Annotated in this window: 16 protein-coding genes; 9 read left to right on the top strand and 7 right to left on the bottom strand. The window is 68.2% G+C overall.

The features are described 5' to 3' along the window. The first annotated feature begins 37 nt into the window (after nucleotides 1–37). From ACYQOP_RS19000 to ACYQOP_RS18970, 7 genes are all read left to right on the top strand, one after another. On the top strand, nucleotides 38–1,198 hold the full coding sequence (locus ACYQOP_RS19000; RefSeq protein WP_461223455.1) for an amino acid ABC transporter permease: 1,161 nt from the start codon (nucleotides 38–40) through the stop codon (nucleotides 1,196–1,198). A gap of 2 nt (nucleotides 1,199–1,200) precedes the next feature. Next, nucleotides 1,201–2,334, top strand: coding sequence for an amino acid ABC transporter permease (locus ACYQOP_RS18995; protein WP_461223454.1), 1,134 nt, complete (start codon nucleotides 1,201–1,203; stop codon nucleotides 2,332–2,334). After that, nucleotides 2,331–3,092, top strand: coding sequence for an amino acid ABC transporter ATP-binding protein (locus tag ACYQOP_RS18990; RefSeq protein WP_311274576.1), 762 nt, complete (start codon nucleotides 2,331–2,333; stop codon nucleotides 3,090–3,092). Before ACYQOP_RS18995 ends, ACYQOP_RS18990 begins: the two co-directional genes overlap by 4 nt. Nucleotides 3,093–3,226: 134 nt before the next feature. Continuing rightward, nucleotides 3,227–3,622, top strand: a complete 396-nt coding sequence (locus ACYQOP_RS18985; protein ID WP_056425689.1) for a hypothetical protein — start codon at nucleotides 3,227–3,229, stop codon at nucleotides 3,620–3,622. A 175-nt stretch (nucleotides 3,623–3,797) separates the two neighbouring features. Further along, nucleotides 3,798–5,837 carry a YgiQ family radical SAM protein gene (locus ACYQOP_RS18980; protein ID WP_461223453.1) on the top strand — a complete coding sequence of 680 codons (2,040 nt, stop codon included), beginning with the start codon at nucleotides 3,798–3,800 and terminating at the stop codon, nucleotides 5,835–5,837. Between the two features lie 288 nt (nucleotides 5,838–6,125). Next, complete coding sequence (rarD, locus tag ACYQOP_RS18975) at nucleotides 6,126–7,031, top strand: EamA family transporter RarD (RefSeq protein WP_461223452.1); 906 nt, start codon at nucleotides 6,126–6,128, stop codon at nucleotides 7,029–7,031. Nucleotides 7,032–7,069: 38 nt separating this feature from the next. Then, the gene (locus tag ACYQOP_RS18970) at nucleotides 7,070–8,062 is read left to right on the top strand and encodes a P1 family peptidase (RefSeq protein WP_461223451.1); all 993 of its coding nucleotides are present in this window, start codon (nucleotides 7,070–7,072) and stop codon (nucleotides 8,060–8,062) included. Nucleotides 8,063–8,089: 27 nt separating this feature from the next. Here ACYQOP_RS18970 and ACYQOP_RS18965 read toward each other — a convergent pair whose 3' ends face one another. The 3 genes from ACYQOP_RS18965 to ACYQOP_RS18955 form a co-directional block, all read right to left on the bottom strand. After that, nucleotides 8,090–9,655: a calcium-binding protein gene (locus ACYQOP_RS18965; RefSeq protein ID WP_461223450.1), complete on the bottom strand. Its 1,566-nt coding sequence runs from the start codon at nucleotides 9,653–9,655 to the stop codon at nucleotides 8,090–8,092. Between the two features lie 158 nt (nucleotides 9,656–9,813). Further along, nucleotides 9,814–10,092, bottom strand: coding sequence for a hypothetical protein (locus ACYQOP_RS18960; RefSeq protein WP_419952632.1), 279 nt, complete (start codon nucleotides 10,090–10,092; stop codon nucleotides 9,814–9,816). A gap of 20 nt (nucleotides 10,093–10,112) precedes the next feature. Continuing rightward, complete coding sequence (locus ACYQOP_RS18955) at nucleotides 10,113–10,319, bottom strand: hypothetical protein (protein WP_056425674.1); 207 nt, start codon at nucleotides 10,317–10,319, stop codon at nucleotides 10,113–10,115. A 269-nt stretch (nucleotides 10,320–10,588) separates the two neighbouring features. Between ACYQOP_RS18955 and ACYQOP_RS18950 the strand changes: the two genes are divergently transcribed. Next, complete coding sequence (locus ACYQOP_RS18950) at nucleotides 10,589–12,127, top strand: ATP-binding protein (protein ID WP_207411216.1); 1,539 nt, start codon at nucleotides 10,589–10,591, stop codon at nucleotides 12,125–12,127. Between the two features lie 202 nt (nucleotides 12,128–12,329). Continuing rightward, entirely contained in the window at nucleotides 12,330–12,569 is a 240-nt protein-coding gene (locus tag ACYQOP_RS18945; protein ID WP_461223449.1) for a hypothetical protein, read from the top strand. 47 nt (nucleotides 12,570–12,616) lie between these two features. Here the strand turns inward: ACYQOP_RS18945 and ACYQOP_RS18940 are convergent, their stop codons facing one another. From ACYQOP_RS18940 to rutC, 4 genes are all read right to left on the bottom strand, one after another. Further along, nucleotides 12,617–13,948: a solute carrier family 23 protein gene (locus ACYQOP_RS18940; protein WP_461223448.1), complete on the bottom strand. Its 1,332-nt coding sequence runs from the start codon at nucleotides 13,946–13,948 to the stop codon at nucleotides 12,617–12,619. Nucleotides 13,949–14,022: 74 nt separating this feature from the next. After that, a complete protein-coding gene (locus ACYQOP_RS18935) occupies nucleotides 14,023–14,553 on the bottom strand; it encodes a flavin reductase (RefSeq protein WP_461223447.1) in 531 nt (176 codons plus the stop codon). Between the two features lie 147 nt (nucleotides 14,554–14,700). Then, complete coding sequence (gene rutD / locus ACYQOP_RS18930; RefSeq protein ID WP_461223446.1) at nucleotides 14,701–15,480, bottom strand: pyrimidine utilization protein D; 780 nt, start codon at nucleotides 15,478–15,480, stop codon at nucleotides 14,701–14,703. Next, entirely contained in the window at nucleotides 15,477–15,866 is a 390-nt protein-coding gene (gene rutC, locus ACYQOP_RS18925; protein WP_056425656.1) for a pyrimidine utilization protein C, read from the bottom strand. Before rutC ends, rutD begins: the two co-directional genes overlap by 4 nt. Nucleotides 15,867–15,900 lie beyond the last annotated feature (34 nt).

Genomic DNA, 15,900 nt, shown 5'->3' with positions numbered 1-15,900 from the left:
GCAGGGGGGAGAGGGGTTGCGCGTGGAGGATGCCGTCATGGCTGAATCCCGAAAGACCTCCCTGCGTGCCCTCGCGCTCCAGATCGTCCTGGCACTCACCGTCGCCGGTCTGGTCTATTTCGCCGCCTGCAATGCCGCGCAGAAGCTCGCGAAACAGGGCATCGTCGCCGGGTTCGGCTTCTTGTCGCGCAATGCCGGGTTCGACATCGGCCAGCGGCTGATCCCCTACGCGGCGGCGACCTCGACCTATCTCGACGCGTTCCTGGTGGGGCTCTGCAACACACTGCTCGCCGCGGCGCTGGGCATCGTCCTCGCCACGCTGATCGGCTTCGTGGTGGGCATCGCCCGGCTGTTGCCGAACCTCCTCGCGCGCGGGCTGGCCTCCGCCTATGTCGAGGCAATCCGCAACGTGCCGCTGCTGCTGCAACTGCTCGTCTGGTACGTGGCCGTGCGGGTGGCCCTGCCCTCGGCCGAGGCTCCTGCGAGCCTGGGGGGCGCCTTCGTCTCGCAGCGCGGTCTCGTTCTGCCGAGCCCCGAATTCTCAGGCGCCGCCTGGCTGGTGCCGATCGCTTTCCTCGCCGGCATTGCCGCCCTGTCGCTCCTGCGGCGGCGGGCGCGCCGCGCGGCCGAGACCGGCCTGCCTCCGGTCAGGGCCTGGCTGCCGGGGTTGGCCCTCACGATCCTCCTGCCGGGTCTCGCCTGGATCGGGCTGGCGCTGGCCGGCCATCCGGTCGCGGTCGATTGGCCGGCGCGCGGCCCCTACGACGTCGAGGGCGGCCTGCCGATCCTGCCGGAATTCGCCGCCCTGGTTCTCGGGCTCTCCACCTACACCGCCGCCTTCATCGCCGAGATCGTGCGGGCCGGCCTCTCCAGCGTGGCGCGGGGGCAGGGGGAGGCGGCCTCCGCCCTGGGGCTGAGCCGGGGCCAGAGCTTGCGTCTCGTGGTGGTCCCGCAGGCGATGCGGGCGATCGTGCCGCCGCTCACCAGCCAGTATCTCAACGTCACCAAGAACTCGTCGCTGGCCGTGCTGATCGGCTATCCCGACCTCGTCCACGTCTTCATGGGCACCGTGCTCAACCAGACCAACCAGGCGGTGGAGGTGGTGGCGATCACCATGGCGGTCTACCTCACGCTCAGCCTCGCCACGGCCTTCCTGATGAACCTCTACAATCGCCGCGTGACCATGGTGGAGCGCTGAGGATGGAGGGATTCGTCCGCGCCGATCTCGTCGCCTCGCGCCCGCCGCCCGCCACCGTCGGCGGACCGCTGGGCTGGCTGCGCCGGAACCTGTTCTCGAGCCTCGGCAATGGGCTCACCACCCTTGCGATCCTGGGATTGCTCGCCTGGCTGCTCCCCATCGCGATCCGCTTCCTCGTCATCGATGCGGTCTGGACCGGGGCGTCGGGCGATGCCTGCCGGCCGGAAGTGGCGGGGCGGCCGGTGGGGGCCTGCTGGGCCTTCATCGCCGACAAGTTCAACTACCTCGCCTATGGCTCCTACCCCGCCGCCGAGCGCTGGCGCCCGAACTTCGCCGTCGCGCTGCTGGCCTTCGCCGCCGGATGGATGCTCTGGCTCGGGGCGCCCCGGCGCGATCTCGGCGCGCTCTTCGCCTTCCTGGTCTTCCCGGTCCTGGCCTACCTGCTTCTCTCCGGCGCACCGTCCCTCGGGCTGACGACCGTCGCGACGGGCCTGTGGGGCGGCTTCCTCGTCACCGTGGTGGTGGCCACGGTGGGCATCGTCGTCTCCCTGCCGCTCGGCATCCTGCTGGCGCTGGGGCGGCGCTCGACCATGCCGGTGGTGCGCGTGCTCTCCACCGCCTTCATCGAGTTCTGGCGTGGCGTGCCGCTGATCACGGTGCTGTTCATGGCCAACGTGATGCTGCCGCTGTTCTTGCCCGGCGACATCACCGTGGACCGCCTGCTGCGGCCGCTCGTCGGCATCGCGCTCTTCGCCTCCGCCTACATGGCCGAGGTGGTGCGCGGCGGGCTGCAGACCGTGCCGAAGGGGCAGGCCGAAGCTGCGGCAGCGCTCGGCCTCGGCCGGGGCCAGGCGCTGCGCCTCGTCATCCTGCCCCAGGCCCTGAAGGTGGCGCTGCCCGGCATCGTCAACACGATGATCGGCCTGTTCAAGGACACCACCCTGGTCTCCATCGTCGGCATCAGCGATTTCATCCGCGTGCTGGAAGCCTCGCGCGCCGATCCGCGCTGGTCGGCCGCCACCATCCCGGCCACCGCCTACATCTTCGCCGCCCTCGTCTATTTTGCCGTCTGCTTCGGCATGGCGCGCTATGCCGGATTCATCGAGCGTCGCCTCGCGGCGGGAGAGAGACGATGACGAGTGAATCCTTGAAGGCACCGCAGACCTCCCCCGCCGTCGCGCTCTCCGGCGTCAACAAGTGGTTTGGCGCCCACCACGTCCTGCGCGACGTCGACCTCACGGTGGCGAAGGCCGAGAAGATCGTGATCTGCGGCCCCTCGGGCTCGGGCAAATCGACCCTGATCCGCTGCGTCAACGGGCTCGAGGCGCATCAGCAGGGCACGATCCGGGTGGACGGGATCGAACTCACCGGGGCGCAGGCGAGCGTGGACGCCGTGCGCCGCGAGGTCGGCATGGTGTTCCAGCACTTCAACCTGTTCGCCCATCTCACCGTGCTGGAGAACTGCACCCTGGCCCCCATCCACGTGAAGCGGATGGGCCGGGCGGCGGCCGAGAAACTGGCGATGGAGTATCTTGAGCGCGTCCGCATCCCGCAGCTGGCGGGGAAGTTTCCCGGCCAGCTCTCGGGCGGGCAGCAGCAGCGGGTGGCGATCGCCCGCGCTTTGTGCATGAGCCCGAAGGTGATGCTGTTCGACGAGCCGACCTCGGCCCTCGACCCGGAAATGGTGAAGGAGGTTCTCGACACCATGGCCGAGCTGGCGCGCGGCGGCATGACCATGCTCTGCGTCACCCACGAGATGGGCTTCGCCCGCGAGATCGCCGACCGCGTGGTGTTCATGGACGAGGGCCAGATCATCGAGACCGCTCCGCCGGCCGATTTCTTCGACAGGCCCCGGCATTCCCGGACACAAGCCTTCCTCAGCCAGATCCTGTGACCGTCTCCTGCCAGCGACATGAGAAAGGGTCAGAAAATGGCACGGTCCGCCCGCCCGCCGATGCTCGGGTTCGTTAACGGCCTTGGTTTAAAACCGGTGATCAAGGTGTTGAGTATTTGTAGAAAGCGTATCGCGTGCGTATCTTGCGCTTCCTCGTCATCGGCAGCGTCTTTGGGCTGAGCATCCTGGCGATCGGATTCGTCAGCGCCGACCGGCTGGCCCATCTTCCGGCGGCGCCCGCGCCACAGATGGTGCAGGCTCCGATCGTGAGCGAGCCTCAGGATACCGGCTCGATCCCGACCCTGCTCCAGCCGGGCGTCCTCTCCACCACAGGCCCGGTGGCCCCCCGCCCGACGGGCGCGAAGCCCGCCTCGGCAAAGCCCTCCGCCTCCTCGGCGGGCAAGCCCCCGGTGACCAAGACCGCTTCCGCGAAACCCGTCCCGGCCAAGCCGAAGGCCACGGACGGCTTCGACACCGAACGCCTCAACGCTCTCCTGCGCGGCGACCCGATCACCCCGCCACGGCGGTGATCGGGGGCCGCCCGTTCCTCGGGCGGCGGGGCGGGGTGTGAAGCGGCCGGCAGCAATTCGGGCCGGGTAAGCGGCTCGCCACCCATCTCGAGCCGCCGATGGTTTTTGGAAGGCCTCTTATTCGAATTCGACCTTTCGTTGAGCTTGCGGCCCGGGCGGTCTATGCACGGACCCCATGGACCTTCAAGCTTCCCCGAGTCGATCCGTGGCTCCCCTCGCCTGCAACCTGCAGCCTCTCCGGAAGGCGGCGCCGTTCCTGCCCATGTGCCGCGCCGAGATGGACGCGCTCGGGTGGGATGCCTGCGACATCGTCCTGGTGACGGGGGACGCCTATGTCGATCATCCGAGCTTCGGCATGGCGATCATCGGCCGGCTCCTCGAATCGCAGGGCTTCCGGGTCGGCATCATCGCGCAGCCCGACTGGCAATCGGCGGAGCCGTTCAAGGCGCTCGGCCGGCCGAATGTGTTCTTCGGCGTTACCGGCGGCAATCTCGATTCGATGGTGAACCGCTACACGGCGGACCGTCGCCTGCGAAGCGACGACGCCTACACGGCGGGCGGACAAGGCGGCGCCCGCCCGGACCGCTGCACAATCGTCTACACCCAGCGCTGCCGCGAGGCCTACAAGGACGTGCCGATCGTCCTCGGCGGCATCGAGGCGTCCCTGCGCCGCATCGCCCATTACGATTACTGGTCCGACAAGGTGCGCCGCTCGATCCTGGCGGACGCGAAGGCCGACCTCCTGCTCTACGGCAATGCCGAGCGCGCCGTGGTCGAGGTGGCGAACCGCCTCGCGGCCGGCGCGGCGCCGCACGAACTCGACTCCGTCCGGGGCGTCGCCCTGTTCCGCCGCGTGCCCGAGCATTACACCGAGCTGCCCGCCGACGATCTCGATTCCGCCGACGAGGCCGCCTCCCGCCGTCCCGGCGAGACCGTGATCCGGCTCCCCGCCTACGACGAGGTCAAGGACGACAAGGAGGCCTATGCCCGCGCCTCGCGGGTGCTGCACCGGGAGGCCAATCCCGGCAACGCCCGTCCCCTCGTCCAGCGCCACGGCGACCGCGACCTGTGGCTGAACCCGCCGCCGATCCCGCTCTCCAGCGAGGAGATGGATGCGGTCTACGACCTGCCCTACGCCCGCGCCCCCCATCCCTCCTACGGCGATGCGAAGATCCCCGCCTGGGACATGATCAAGTTCTCGGTGACGATCATGCGCGGCTGCTTTGGCGGCTGCACCTTCTGCTCCATCACCGAGCACGAGGGCCGCGTCATCCAGAACCGCTCGGAAGACTCGATCCTGCGCGAGATCGAGCTGATCCGCGACAAGACACCGGGCTTCACGGGCGTGATCTCCGACGTTGGTGGCCCCACGGCCAACATGTACCGGATGGCGTGCAAGGACCCGAAGATCGAGGCGGCGTGCCGCCTGCCGTCCTGCGTCTTCCCGGACATCTGCCCGAACCTCAACACCTCGCACGACGACCTGATCCGGCTCTATCGCAAGGTCCGCGAGGTGGAGGGCGTGAAGAAGGTGATGGTCGCCTCCGGCGTGCGCTACGATCTGGCGGTGCGAAGCCCCGAATACGTCGAGGAGCTCGTGACCCATCACGTCGGCGGCCGTCTCAAGATCGCGCCCGAGCACACCGAGCGCGGCCCCCTCGACCTGATGATGAAGCCGGGGATCGGCACCTACGACCGCTTCAAGGAGATGTTCGACGCCGCCGCCAAGAAAGCCGGCAAGAAATACTACCTGATCCCGTATTTCATCGCGGCGCATCCGGGCACGACCGACGAGGACATGATGAACCTCGCCGTCTGGCTCAAGAAGAACGACTATCGTGCCGATCAGGTCCAGACGTTCCTGCCCTCGCCCATGGCGACGGCCACGACCATGTATCACACCGAGATCAACCCGTTGCAGGGCGTGCGGCGCGGCGGCAGCGAGCCCGTCGACGCGATCAAGGGGATGCGGCAGCGCCGGCTGCACAAGGCGTTCCTGCGCTACCACGACCCCGAGAACTGGCCCATCTTGCGCGAGGCGCTGCGGGCCATGGGCCGCGCCGATCTCATCGGGCCGAGGCCGGACCAGCTGATTCCGTCCTCGCAGCCGCCGGGAACGGGGCTCGGTGCCGGCAAGGGACAGGGCCAGCCGCGCCCCATGCGCCATCCGGGCGCGCCGCGTTTCACCACGAAGGGCGTGCCGCTGAGGAAGTGACGGTCTCGTGCGTTCGGCAACTGAAGGCTTCAACGGCGGCTTTCAGGGTTCTTTGCCCCGAAGCTGATCTTCCCCGGGGCCGCTAAGGGGCAAAGCGGTCGATGACAGGCGACAGGTTTCGAGCAAGAAACCGCCGCTCTGCCGCTCTGCCGCTCCCGATCACGGTCATTCCGTCGCGGAACCGAACGGCCTCTCCATCCAGATCGGCTCCCCGATCCCCCACCGGAGCCGTCCCGCGAGACTTGGTGTAAACCCCGTCCCAACCTCGCAAGGGAGGGGAGGAACGTCGTGGGTCTGATCTACGCGCTCGGTGCCTATCTGAGCTGGGGCCTCGTCGTCCCGGTGCATTTCCGGCTGCTCGATGCCGTGCCGGCCGGCAGCATCCTGGCTCATCGCATCGTCTGGTCGAGCGTGCTCGTGGTCGCCCTGCTGGCGATTCTGCGCCGGCGGGTGCGCAACCCGTTTCCCCTGAGGCGGCGCCATCTCCTCCTCGTCGTCTCGGCCGGGCTCATCGCCGTCAACTGGCTGCTCTACCTCGTGGCGGTCCAGTCCGGGCACATGCTCGATGCGAGTCTGGGCTACTTCATCAACCCGCTGATGAGCGTGGCGCTGGGCGCCCTCGTCCTCGGTGAGCGGCTGCGGCCGGTCCAGGCCGTGGCGGTGGGGCTCGCCGCCGCCGGGGTGGTGCTCGCAGTGGTGCTGGCCGGGCACCTGCCCTGGCTGTCCCTGTGCCTCGCCGCCAGCTTCTCGCTCTACGGGCTGGTGCGCAAGGTCGTGGGAGTCGACGCCATGGTGGGCTTTGCCGCCGAGACCTTCCTGCTCCTGCCCCTCGCGGGAATCTACCTCGTCGGCCTCGCCGAGCCCGTGGTGAAGGGCGATCCCGTCCGGCTCGCGCTGCTGCTCCTCACCGGCGTCACCACCGCCCTGCCACTGATCTGGTTCGCTGCCGCCGCCCAGCGCCTCACCCTCTCCACCCTCGGGCTGATGCAATACCTCGCCCCCTCCTGCCTGTTGGGGCTCAGCGTCCTCGTCTATGGCGAGCGGCTGGAGCCGCATCGACTGGTCCTGTTCGTCCTGATCTGGCTGGCGCTCGCCCTCTATGCCGCCGATTTCCTCCGCGCCGCGCGGCGGGCCAAGACGCCGCCGGAACCCGTCGCCGCTGGCCTCGACCGCCCCGGCATGAGATCGTTCTGAGAGACATTTGGAGGATCCGCGAGATTCGGAGGATTCCGATGCGCAACCGCATCACCGACATCGCCGGTATCAGGGTCGGCCACGCCCATGACGCGCGGGTGGCGAGCGGCACCACCGCGATCCTGTTCGACGCCCCGGTGGTGGCCGGGGTGGACGTGCGCGGCGGTGGGCCGGGCACCCGCGAGACCGACCTCCTCGACCCCGAGCGCACGGTGGAACGCATCGACGCCCTGGTCCTCTCCGGCGGCTCGACTTTCGGCCTCGATGCGGGCGCCGGCGTCGTGGCCTGGCTCGCCGAGAGGGGGAGGGGGTTTCCCATTGGCGACATCCGCGTCCCCATCGTGCCCGGCGCGATCCTGTTCGATCTCCTCAACGGAGGCGACAAGGAGTGGGGCCGCGTCTCGCCTTATCGCGACCTCGGCTACGCCGCCGCCGCCGCTGCGTACGAGGATGTCGCCCTCGGCACCGTCGGCGTGGGCTACGGCGCGCGCACGGCCAACCTCAAGGGCGGCCTCGGCTCGGCTTCCTCCCTGGTGGACGGCACGCCCGCGCGGGTCGGGGCGCTGGTGGCCGTCAACGCCTTCGGCCGGGTCACGGTGGGGGAGGGGCGGCATTTCTGGGCCGCACCCTTCGAGCGGAACGGCGAATTCGGCGCTCTCGGCTTCCCCGATCCGATGCCGGCGGACGCCTTCACCTGGCCGCGCGAGGCTCTGCCCGGCAGCAGCACCACCCTGGCCATCGTCGCCACCGACGCGGACCTGACCAAGGCCCAGGCCCGCCGCCTCGCGGTGATGGCACAGGACGGGCTGTCGCGGGCGATCCACCCGGTTCATACCCCGCTCGACGGTGATGCGGTCTTCGCGGTCTCCACCGGCCGGGTCGCGCTCTCCGACCCCATCACGGACCTCGCCCGCATCGGCGCGGCGGCGGCCGACACGCTCGCCCGTGCGGTGGCGATCGGAATTCACGCAGCGACGAGCCTGCCGGGGCTGGCGATGCCGCCCGCCTGGCGGGACCTGTGGGGCGGGTGAGGTCCCCCCAGGTGGTTCTCGACGCTCCTACAAAACGTAGAAATCGTCCGCCGTCAGCTTGAGGTTCGCGTCGAGTGTGGCGAATTGCACGGCACTCGCACCGCCGTTGCCGTCGGCATCGTACGACACGGCGCCGGTCTTGGAATTGTAGAGGATCCGATGATCGGCATCGGTGGCCTTGGCGCCGATGATGAGGGCGTCGGAGGTGAGATGGCCCTTCGCGAGGGCGGCAAAGACCGGGTGATCGAGCCTGATCCTGTCGTCGGACACGGAAAAGTCGACGATCCGGTCGACGTTCGACACGGCATTCGGCGTGCTATCGAAGACAAAGGTGTCGTGGCCCGAACCGCCCGTCAGAATGTCTTTGCCGAGACCGCCGAAGAGAATGTCGGCTCCATCGCCACCCGACAGGCGGTCGTTTCCCGCAAGACCTCGAAGCGTATCGTTGCCGGCGAGCCCGAGGAGCGTATTCTTGAGCTGGGAGCCCGTGATGAAATCTATCAACTCCGATCCGGTGACGTTTTCGATGGAAATCAGATCGTCCTTTTTTCCCATCGTGTCGTAGCCGGACGATTGCTCCAGGTTCACCCTGACGCCGTTGAGCCATCCGGTGTGGAGAGAGTAATCCACCGTATCGATCCCTCGCCCGCCGTCGAGATGATCGGCGCCCCAGAGGCCGGAGAGGATGTTGTCCTCATCGGAGCCGATGATCGTATCGTCGCCTCCCGTTCCCACGACGTCTTGAATGCCGATCAACTTGTCGTCCTCGGACGACGAGAGGGAGCGCCCAAAGCCGCTCCCATCTGGATTGCCCACCAGTTCGACGATCACACCCGTCGAGGCCGTGATGTCGTACCGGACCGTGTTGTGGGTTCCGCCGCCGCCGTTGATGATGTCCGCGCCGGCACCGCCGCTGAACGCTTCGTAGGACGCCGTCTTCGATCCCATGAAGGAATCGGCCTTGCCCGTACCGATGATCAACTCGACGTTCTTGATCGAATCCACGAATCCGTAGGTATCGGTCGCCGTGCCCTTCTCGAGATCGACCTTGATGGCCCTGCCACCGGACTCGCGACTGTAGTCTACGACATCGTAATCCCCGATCCCTCCGTCGATCGCATCCTTGCCGGAGCCACCCACGAAGGTATCCGAACCGAAACTGCCGAGAAAGGTATCGGCCTTTTGGCCGCCGAAGAACTTATCGTCTAGAGACGCACCGTAGACGGTCAGTGCAATGGGGGCGAACAGCTTGAGGAGCGGCCCCTTATCATCGAAACTCGAATCGGTCAGTGCAATACGAAAGGCATTCGCGTTGAGCGAAAGTCCCGACATCGTCCATTGCGTTGATCCATCGACGTGGATCAGGCTGATCGACTTGATCGTCCCGGCTTTGATGTCTCCGCTTTTTGTGTATTGGAACCCGGATCCTACCAGTTCCATTCCATAGGAGGTGCCATCGTCGCGCGAGAGTGTATATTTGGTGGCCGATGTCTTTCTGAGAAATCCTGCGGACCATGCGCCATGGATTGCTTCAATATCGAAGTAGTTATCTTCAACTTGAACGGTGGCCATGGATATTCCCCAGTCGATCAAGGGAGCAATCATGGGTTTTCAGGTGGAAGTCGAGATTCTCTTCCGCAACACTCTTAAAATCGACGATCTGTTGCGATTTTGCCGCAAATCGACCGACAATGTGATTTGGTCGTGATGAGCAGCGCCCGAAGATGCGCGGGGAGGGAGGTCCGTAAGGCTCACGCCTCCTTGGCGTCCTCCACCAGCTGCGCCAGCCCGGCATCGACCTCGGCGCCGAGCATCGCCCGCTCGGCATCGCTGAGGTCGCGTGCCCATTTCGGCCCGGCGAAGCCGGCGGCGCATTTGGCGCGCTCTGCCGCGATATAGGCCTCGGTCTCCTCCGGCTGCCGACGCATCGCCTCGGCAAAGCCGAACCACGCTGCCCGCTCCACCACCGCGAGACGGGCGCGCAGGCGGATCATCACCGCCCGGTCCGGGCTGACGCTGTCGTCGCTCATGAGGATCGCGCTCCCGGATGTCAGCGCCGCTGGTCGCAGCGGGTCTTCACGTAGCTGTCCTTGTCGGCGCCGTGGCCGGCATTGGCCGCGAGGACCGGCCCCTGCATCAGGCATTCCTGCAGGGTGTGAGCCTGCCCGGTAATCACGTCGAGGGCGGTCTCCCGCGTGCAATCCGGGGCCTGGACGGTGGAGGCGCAGACGAGGGCGACGACGAGGATGGTGTTCATGACAGGCGAACTAGATGCCCCGGGCGAGCCGGCAAGGGAGTCCGGCAGGAAAATGCAACGCATCCGCCCCACTGCTCATTCGAGGCCTTCCTCTCGGGAAGGGCTATGCTCATAGGATAAAAGACCTACGTTAGTTGTCCTAGGATAATGGACCTATTCTTCTCCTGGAGCGTCCCTGTGGATGTGGGAAGGGCAGGGGGAGGTCGCCTGAGCCCATCCGTGCTAGGGTCGCCATCGTCGCGGACGGGTTGCGGGACAGCGGAGCGGGAATGACGGTCGGGATCGAGATGGGGCTGAGCATGGGCCCGGGCGAAGAGCCCGCCCGGCTCGATCTCGAGGAGCTGCTGGCCACCCGTCTCCTGGTCCAGGGCAATTCCGGCTCGGGCAAGTCGCATCTGCTGCGGCGGCTGCTCGAACAGAGCGCCGGCTCGGTCCAGCAGGTCATCATCGATCCCGAAGGCGATTTCGTCACCCTGGCAGAGGCTTACGGCCACGTGGTGGTGGATGGTGCCCATGGGGAGGGCGATCTCCAGGCCATCGCGGCGCGGGTGCGCGCCCACCGGGTCTCCGTGGTGCTCACCCTGGAGAGCCTCGACATGGAGGCACAGATGCGCGCGGCCGCCGCCTTCCTCGGCGGTTTGTTCGAGGCCGAGCGCAGCCATTGGCACCCCGTTCTCGTCGTCGTCGACGAGGCGCAGATCTTCGCACCGGCCGCGGCCGGCGACGTCTCCGACGAGGCGCGCAAGGCTTCCCTCGGCGCCATGACCAACCTGATGTGCCGCGGCCGCAAGCGCGGGCTCGCGGGCATCATCGCGACGCAGCGCCTCGCCAAGCTCGCGAAAAACGTGGCGGCGGAAGCCACCAACTTCCTGATGGGCCGCACCTTCCTCGATATCGACATGGCCCGCGCCGCCGACCTGCTGGGCCTCGACCGCCGCGGCGCCGAGCGGTTCCGCGACCTCTCGCGCGGCGAATTCGTGGCCCTCGGGCCCGCGTTGAGCCGTCGGCCGTTGGCCCTGCGCATCGGTCCGGTCTCCACCTCGGCGCGCTCGGGCTCCCCGAAGCTCGTGCCGCTCCCCGCCCCCGCCGATGCGGATCTGCGCGCCCTGATCCTCACCCGCTCGGCCGAGGACGGCCCTGCCTCCTGGGCCCCGGCTCCGCGCACCCCTCCGACACCGCGCGCCAGCCCGGCCGATCTGCTGCGTGAGCTCAGTGCCTACCGGCCCGAACCCGCCGAGGCGCCCGAGCCCCTGAGCGAGGAGGATCTGCGGGCCGGGCTCGACGAGATCCTGCGGGGCATCGCCACCGACCCGGATGCCGGGCGTCAGCCGGTGGCGGTGATCTATCAGGACTTCCTCGTCCGCTGCCGCATGCGTGGGCTCGACGGTGAGTCCCTTACTCTCGCCGCCTTCCGCCGCCGCCTCGGCGTCGCCCGTGCGGGAATCGACGGGCAAGGCGCCCCGGCCGACAGCGACGGGCGCTGGGAGGAGGCGCAAAGCGCCGCCGCCGCCCTGCCCGACGAGGTCCAGGGCCTGTTCCTGCTGCTCGCTCGCGCCGCTCTGGCGGGAGAGCCCTGCCCCGGCGACGAGGCCCTGGCCCGCGCCATCGGCAGCCGTTCGCCGGGCCGGGCACGGCGTCTGCTCGCCTATGTCGAGACCCGTGGCACCATCGTCTGCCGCATGGATTTTCGCGGCAACCGCGTCATCGCTTTGCCGTCGCTCGGCTGTGAGACCGGCCCCGGCGACCCGAAGGCGAGCCTGCCGGGCAGCGTCGAGCCCGAGATGCCGGGGCTGTTCGCGGCCGAATGAGCCGCGCTCCCGGCACCGAACCACGCTTGGTCCGCTCGATTCCTGCCGGATAGGGGCCGATCGTCCTCTGCCTGTCGGCAGCATGCTGCACAGTGCGGCGGCAATTTCTGTTGCTTGGTTGGGCAGTCCTGCTCAAGGATTGGGACCTCGAATCGATGATGCCGGTGGGTCGGCATCGGAATCGACGATGAGGACGACACCCATGACGGCACGTTTGTCCACCGGTCTTCTCGCCCTTGCCTCGGTCCTGGCAGCCTCCGCTGCCTCGGCCCAGAGCTATACCGCGCCGGCCGGCCTCCCGGCGGTCGTGGCACCCGGCGGCCTCGTAGGCCAGGCCGCCTTTGATGCTCGCGGCAGATACGCCGCCTCCGCGCCCCGCCGCGGGGATGAGCGCGACATCACCACCGGCTCCGCCCGTCGCAGCGGGTACAGATCCCGCTGAGGCCCGAGTGAGGCTCGGATCCGGGGGCGTCGTGAGACGGGGTCCGTTCAGGCCCGGACGCTGGCCGGATCGGCCGGTGCGCGTCCGAGCCTCGTCAGCCCGAGCAGATGATAGATGAGGATCGCCCCGAACGTGGCGGTGCCGATGCCGCCGAAGGCGAAGGAGCCGAATTTCAGGGTCAGGTCCCCGGCGCCGAGGACCACCGCGATCCCGACGGTGAGGAGATTGCGGGCATTGGCGAAATCGACCCTGTTCTCCACCCAGATCCGGCCGGCGGTGGCCGCGATCAGCCCGAACACCACCACCGACAATCCGCCGATCACCGGCACCGGCAGGGTCAGGATCAGCGCTCCGAATTTCGGGCACAGGCCGAACAGGATCGCGGTGAAGCCGGCCACCACGAAGACCAGGGTCGAGTAGATCCGGGTCATGGCCATGACGCCCATATTCTCCGCATAGGTTGTCACCCCGGTGCCGCCGAGCCCGCCCGACAGCATGGTGGCGAGGCCGTCGCCGAGGAAGGCGCGGGCGATGTAGGGGTCGAGGTTGCGGCTCGTCATCGCGCCGATGGCTTTGATATGGCCGAGATTCTCGGCGATCAGCACCACGAAGACCGGGGCGATGAGGGCGATCGCCTTGGTGTCGAACACCGGCGCGACGAAGCCCGGCACGCCGATCCAGGGGGCGGCCATGACGGCGGAGAAATCGATGGGCTTGGCGAGACCGAACCCGTTGGCGAGGAGGAGATAGAGAAGGTAGGCGAGGGCCGCCCCGATCAGGATCGGCAGGCGCCGGGCGAGGCCGGGCGCGTAGATGGTGATGACGCTGACGATGACCACCGTCAGGAGGCCGAACCAGGTGTCGAAGGCGGAGGCCGAGATGATCCGCGTCGCGATCGGCGCGAGGTTGAGGCCGATGGCGGCCACCACCGCTCCGGTCACCACCGGTGGCATCACCCGCTCCACCCAGGCATAGCCGACGAGGCCGATGACGGCGCCGACGAGGCCGTAGAGCAGGCCCGCCGCGATGATGCCGCCGAGCGCCACGGCGATGTTGGGGTTCGGCCCCGCCCCGGCATAGCCCGTGGCTGCGATCACCACCCCGACGAAGGCCGCCGACGAGCCGAGATAGCTCGGCACCCGGCCGCCGGTGGCGAGAAAGAAGATGAGTGTACCGATGCCGGAGAAGAAGATCGCCAGGTTGGGGTCGAACCCCATCAGGATCGGCATCAAGGCCGTGGCGCCGAACATCGCCACCACGTGCTGGAAGCCGAGGAGCACGGTCTGGCCCGCCGGCAGGCGCTCGTCGGGCATGACGTCCGCGGCCTCGGCCGTCGCATCTCTGGCGCGCCAGACGGGGAAATAGGGTTCGGCTGCCATGGTCTCGTGGTCTCCGGGCGGTGGATCGCGTGAGGCGAGGAGCGTGACGGGATGCTCGGGGCGAGGCCGGACGGTCAGACGGCGGCGGGGTGCGGCGGAGCGACCGCCACGGGCAGGGTGTGGTAGCGCCGGCCGGCATAGACGAGACCCTGTTGGCCGGCGGGCTCCGAGAGATCCACCACCTCGCAGAACAGCACGTCGTGGCTGCCGACGGCGTGGCGCGCCACGATGCGGCAATCGAAGGCGGTCAACGCCCCCTCCAGCACCGGTGCCCCGGTGGTGAGCACTCCCCAGGCCCCCGCCGCGAAGCGCTCGTCCATGGGGGTGCGGCCGCCGAAGGCGCCGGCGATGGCGGCCTGCCCGCCCGACAGCGTGTTCACGCACAGGGCCGCATTGGCGCTCACTGCGGCATAGGCGGAGGAGGTTCGGTTGATGCAGACGAGGAGCGTCGGCGGCGCGTCGCTGACGCTGCAGACGGAAGAGGCCGTGAAACCGGCCCGTCCGCCCGGCCCGTCGGTGGTGACGAGATGGACCGAACTGGCCAGATGGGCCATCGCCTCGCGAAAAGCTCCGGCCTCGACCGTGGGCAACGTCGTTTCGGTCATGGCGGAGCTTTCATCCTAAGCAGGTTCAGCAAAAGTGGTCACCGGTTTCGCGCCTGAACACCGGCAGCCCCTCGAGGATCCGAGCGAGATGGCGCGCTGGCTCGCCAAGACGAACCGGTCGAGCCGGATGAGCCATGACGAACTCCCTCAGGGCCGGTCGAGGAAGGTGACGAGGGTGCGGTTGAACGCCTCCGCCTGCGTCACGCTATGCGCGTGGCCGCCGCTCTTGGCCAGATCCAGCGTGGCGTTGGGCAACGCCGCCGCGAGTTCCTCCGAGCGCAGATAGGGCACGAGCACGTCGTCGGCCGCTGCCATCACGAGGGTTTCGTGCGGGATACCGGACAGATGCGCGGTGAGATCGAAGGCTTCCAGCGCCGCGATCCGCCGCAGCGTGTTCTCAGGTCCGGGAAAATGCGCCAGGGCATGAGCCTCGTCCGCCGCGACGCGCTCCGCGTTGAGCGAAAGCCAGGGCGCCGGATAGAGGAAGATCGCCTGCGCGGCCACGTAGGCTTCGGGGCCGGCATGGGCCAGCAGGGCCTTGCGGGCGGCAAAGCACCGCTTCGTCGCGGAATCGGCCCTGGCCCATCCGTTGATGACCACGAGCCGCCCCACCCGGGTGGGATGGGCACGCGCCAGTTCGAGGCCGATGAGCCCGCCGAGCGCATGCCCGACGATGTCGGCTGTGGCGATGCCGAGATCGTCCATCACCCGAAGGGCGTCGGCGGCCATGGCGGCGATGCTGTGACCCTGTTCCAGCGCATCGGGCGAGCGCCCGGTGCCGCGATGATCGTAGCCGACCACCCGGAACCGCTCGGCCAGGGCTGGAATCTGCGGCGCGAAATAGCCACACGATCCGCCGAGGCCCGGCGAGAGCAGGATGGTCCGTTCGCCGTCCCCGTGGATCTCGTGATGGATGGTCGCGCTCACGGCTTGCCCACATGCGCGACGGAGGCGATCTCCACCAGGGCGTCCGGCTTCACCAGGCCGCACTGGATGCAGTAGCGCGCCGGCTTCTCGCCGGGGAAGTAGCTGGCATAGACCGCGTTGATCGCGGCGTAATCGGCCCAGTCCTTCAGGAAGATGTGGTTGAAGGTGACGTCGTCCATGGTGCCGCCGGCAGCGGTCACGACGCCCTTGATCGTCTCCAGCACGTGTCTCGTCTGCGCGCCGGCATCGCCCACATGGACGACGTTGGCATCTGCATCCAGCGGCAGGGTGCCCGAGACGTAGAGCACGCCGTCGGCGAGCGTTCCCGGAACGTAGGGGGCCAGCGGCTTCCCGGTGCCGGGGGGAATGATCACGGTCTTGGGCATGGTTCGCGGTGCTCCCGTTCCATCGTCGAAATGG

The sequence above is a fragment of the Methylobacterium sp. CM6247 genome (assembly GCF_054817925.1).
This window is presented reverse-complemented; position numbering and strand designations above follow the sequence as displayed.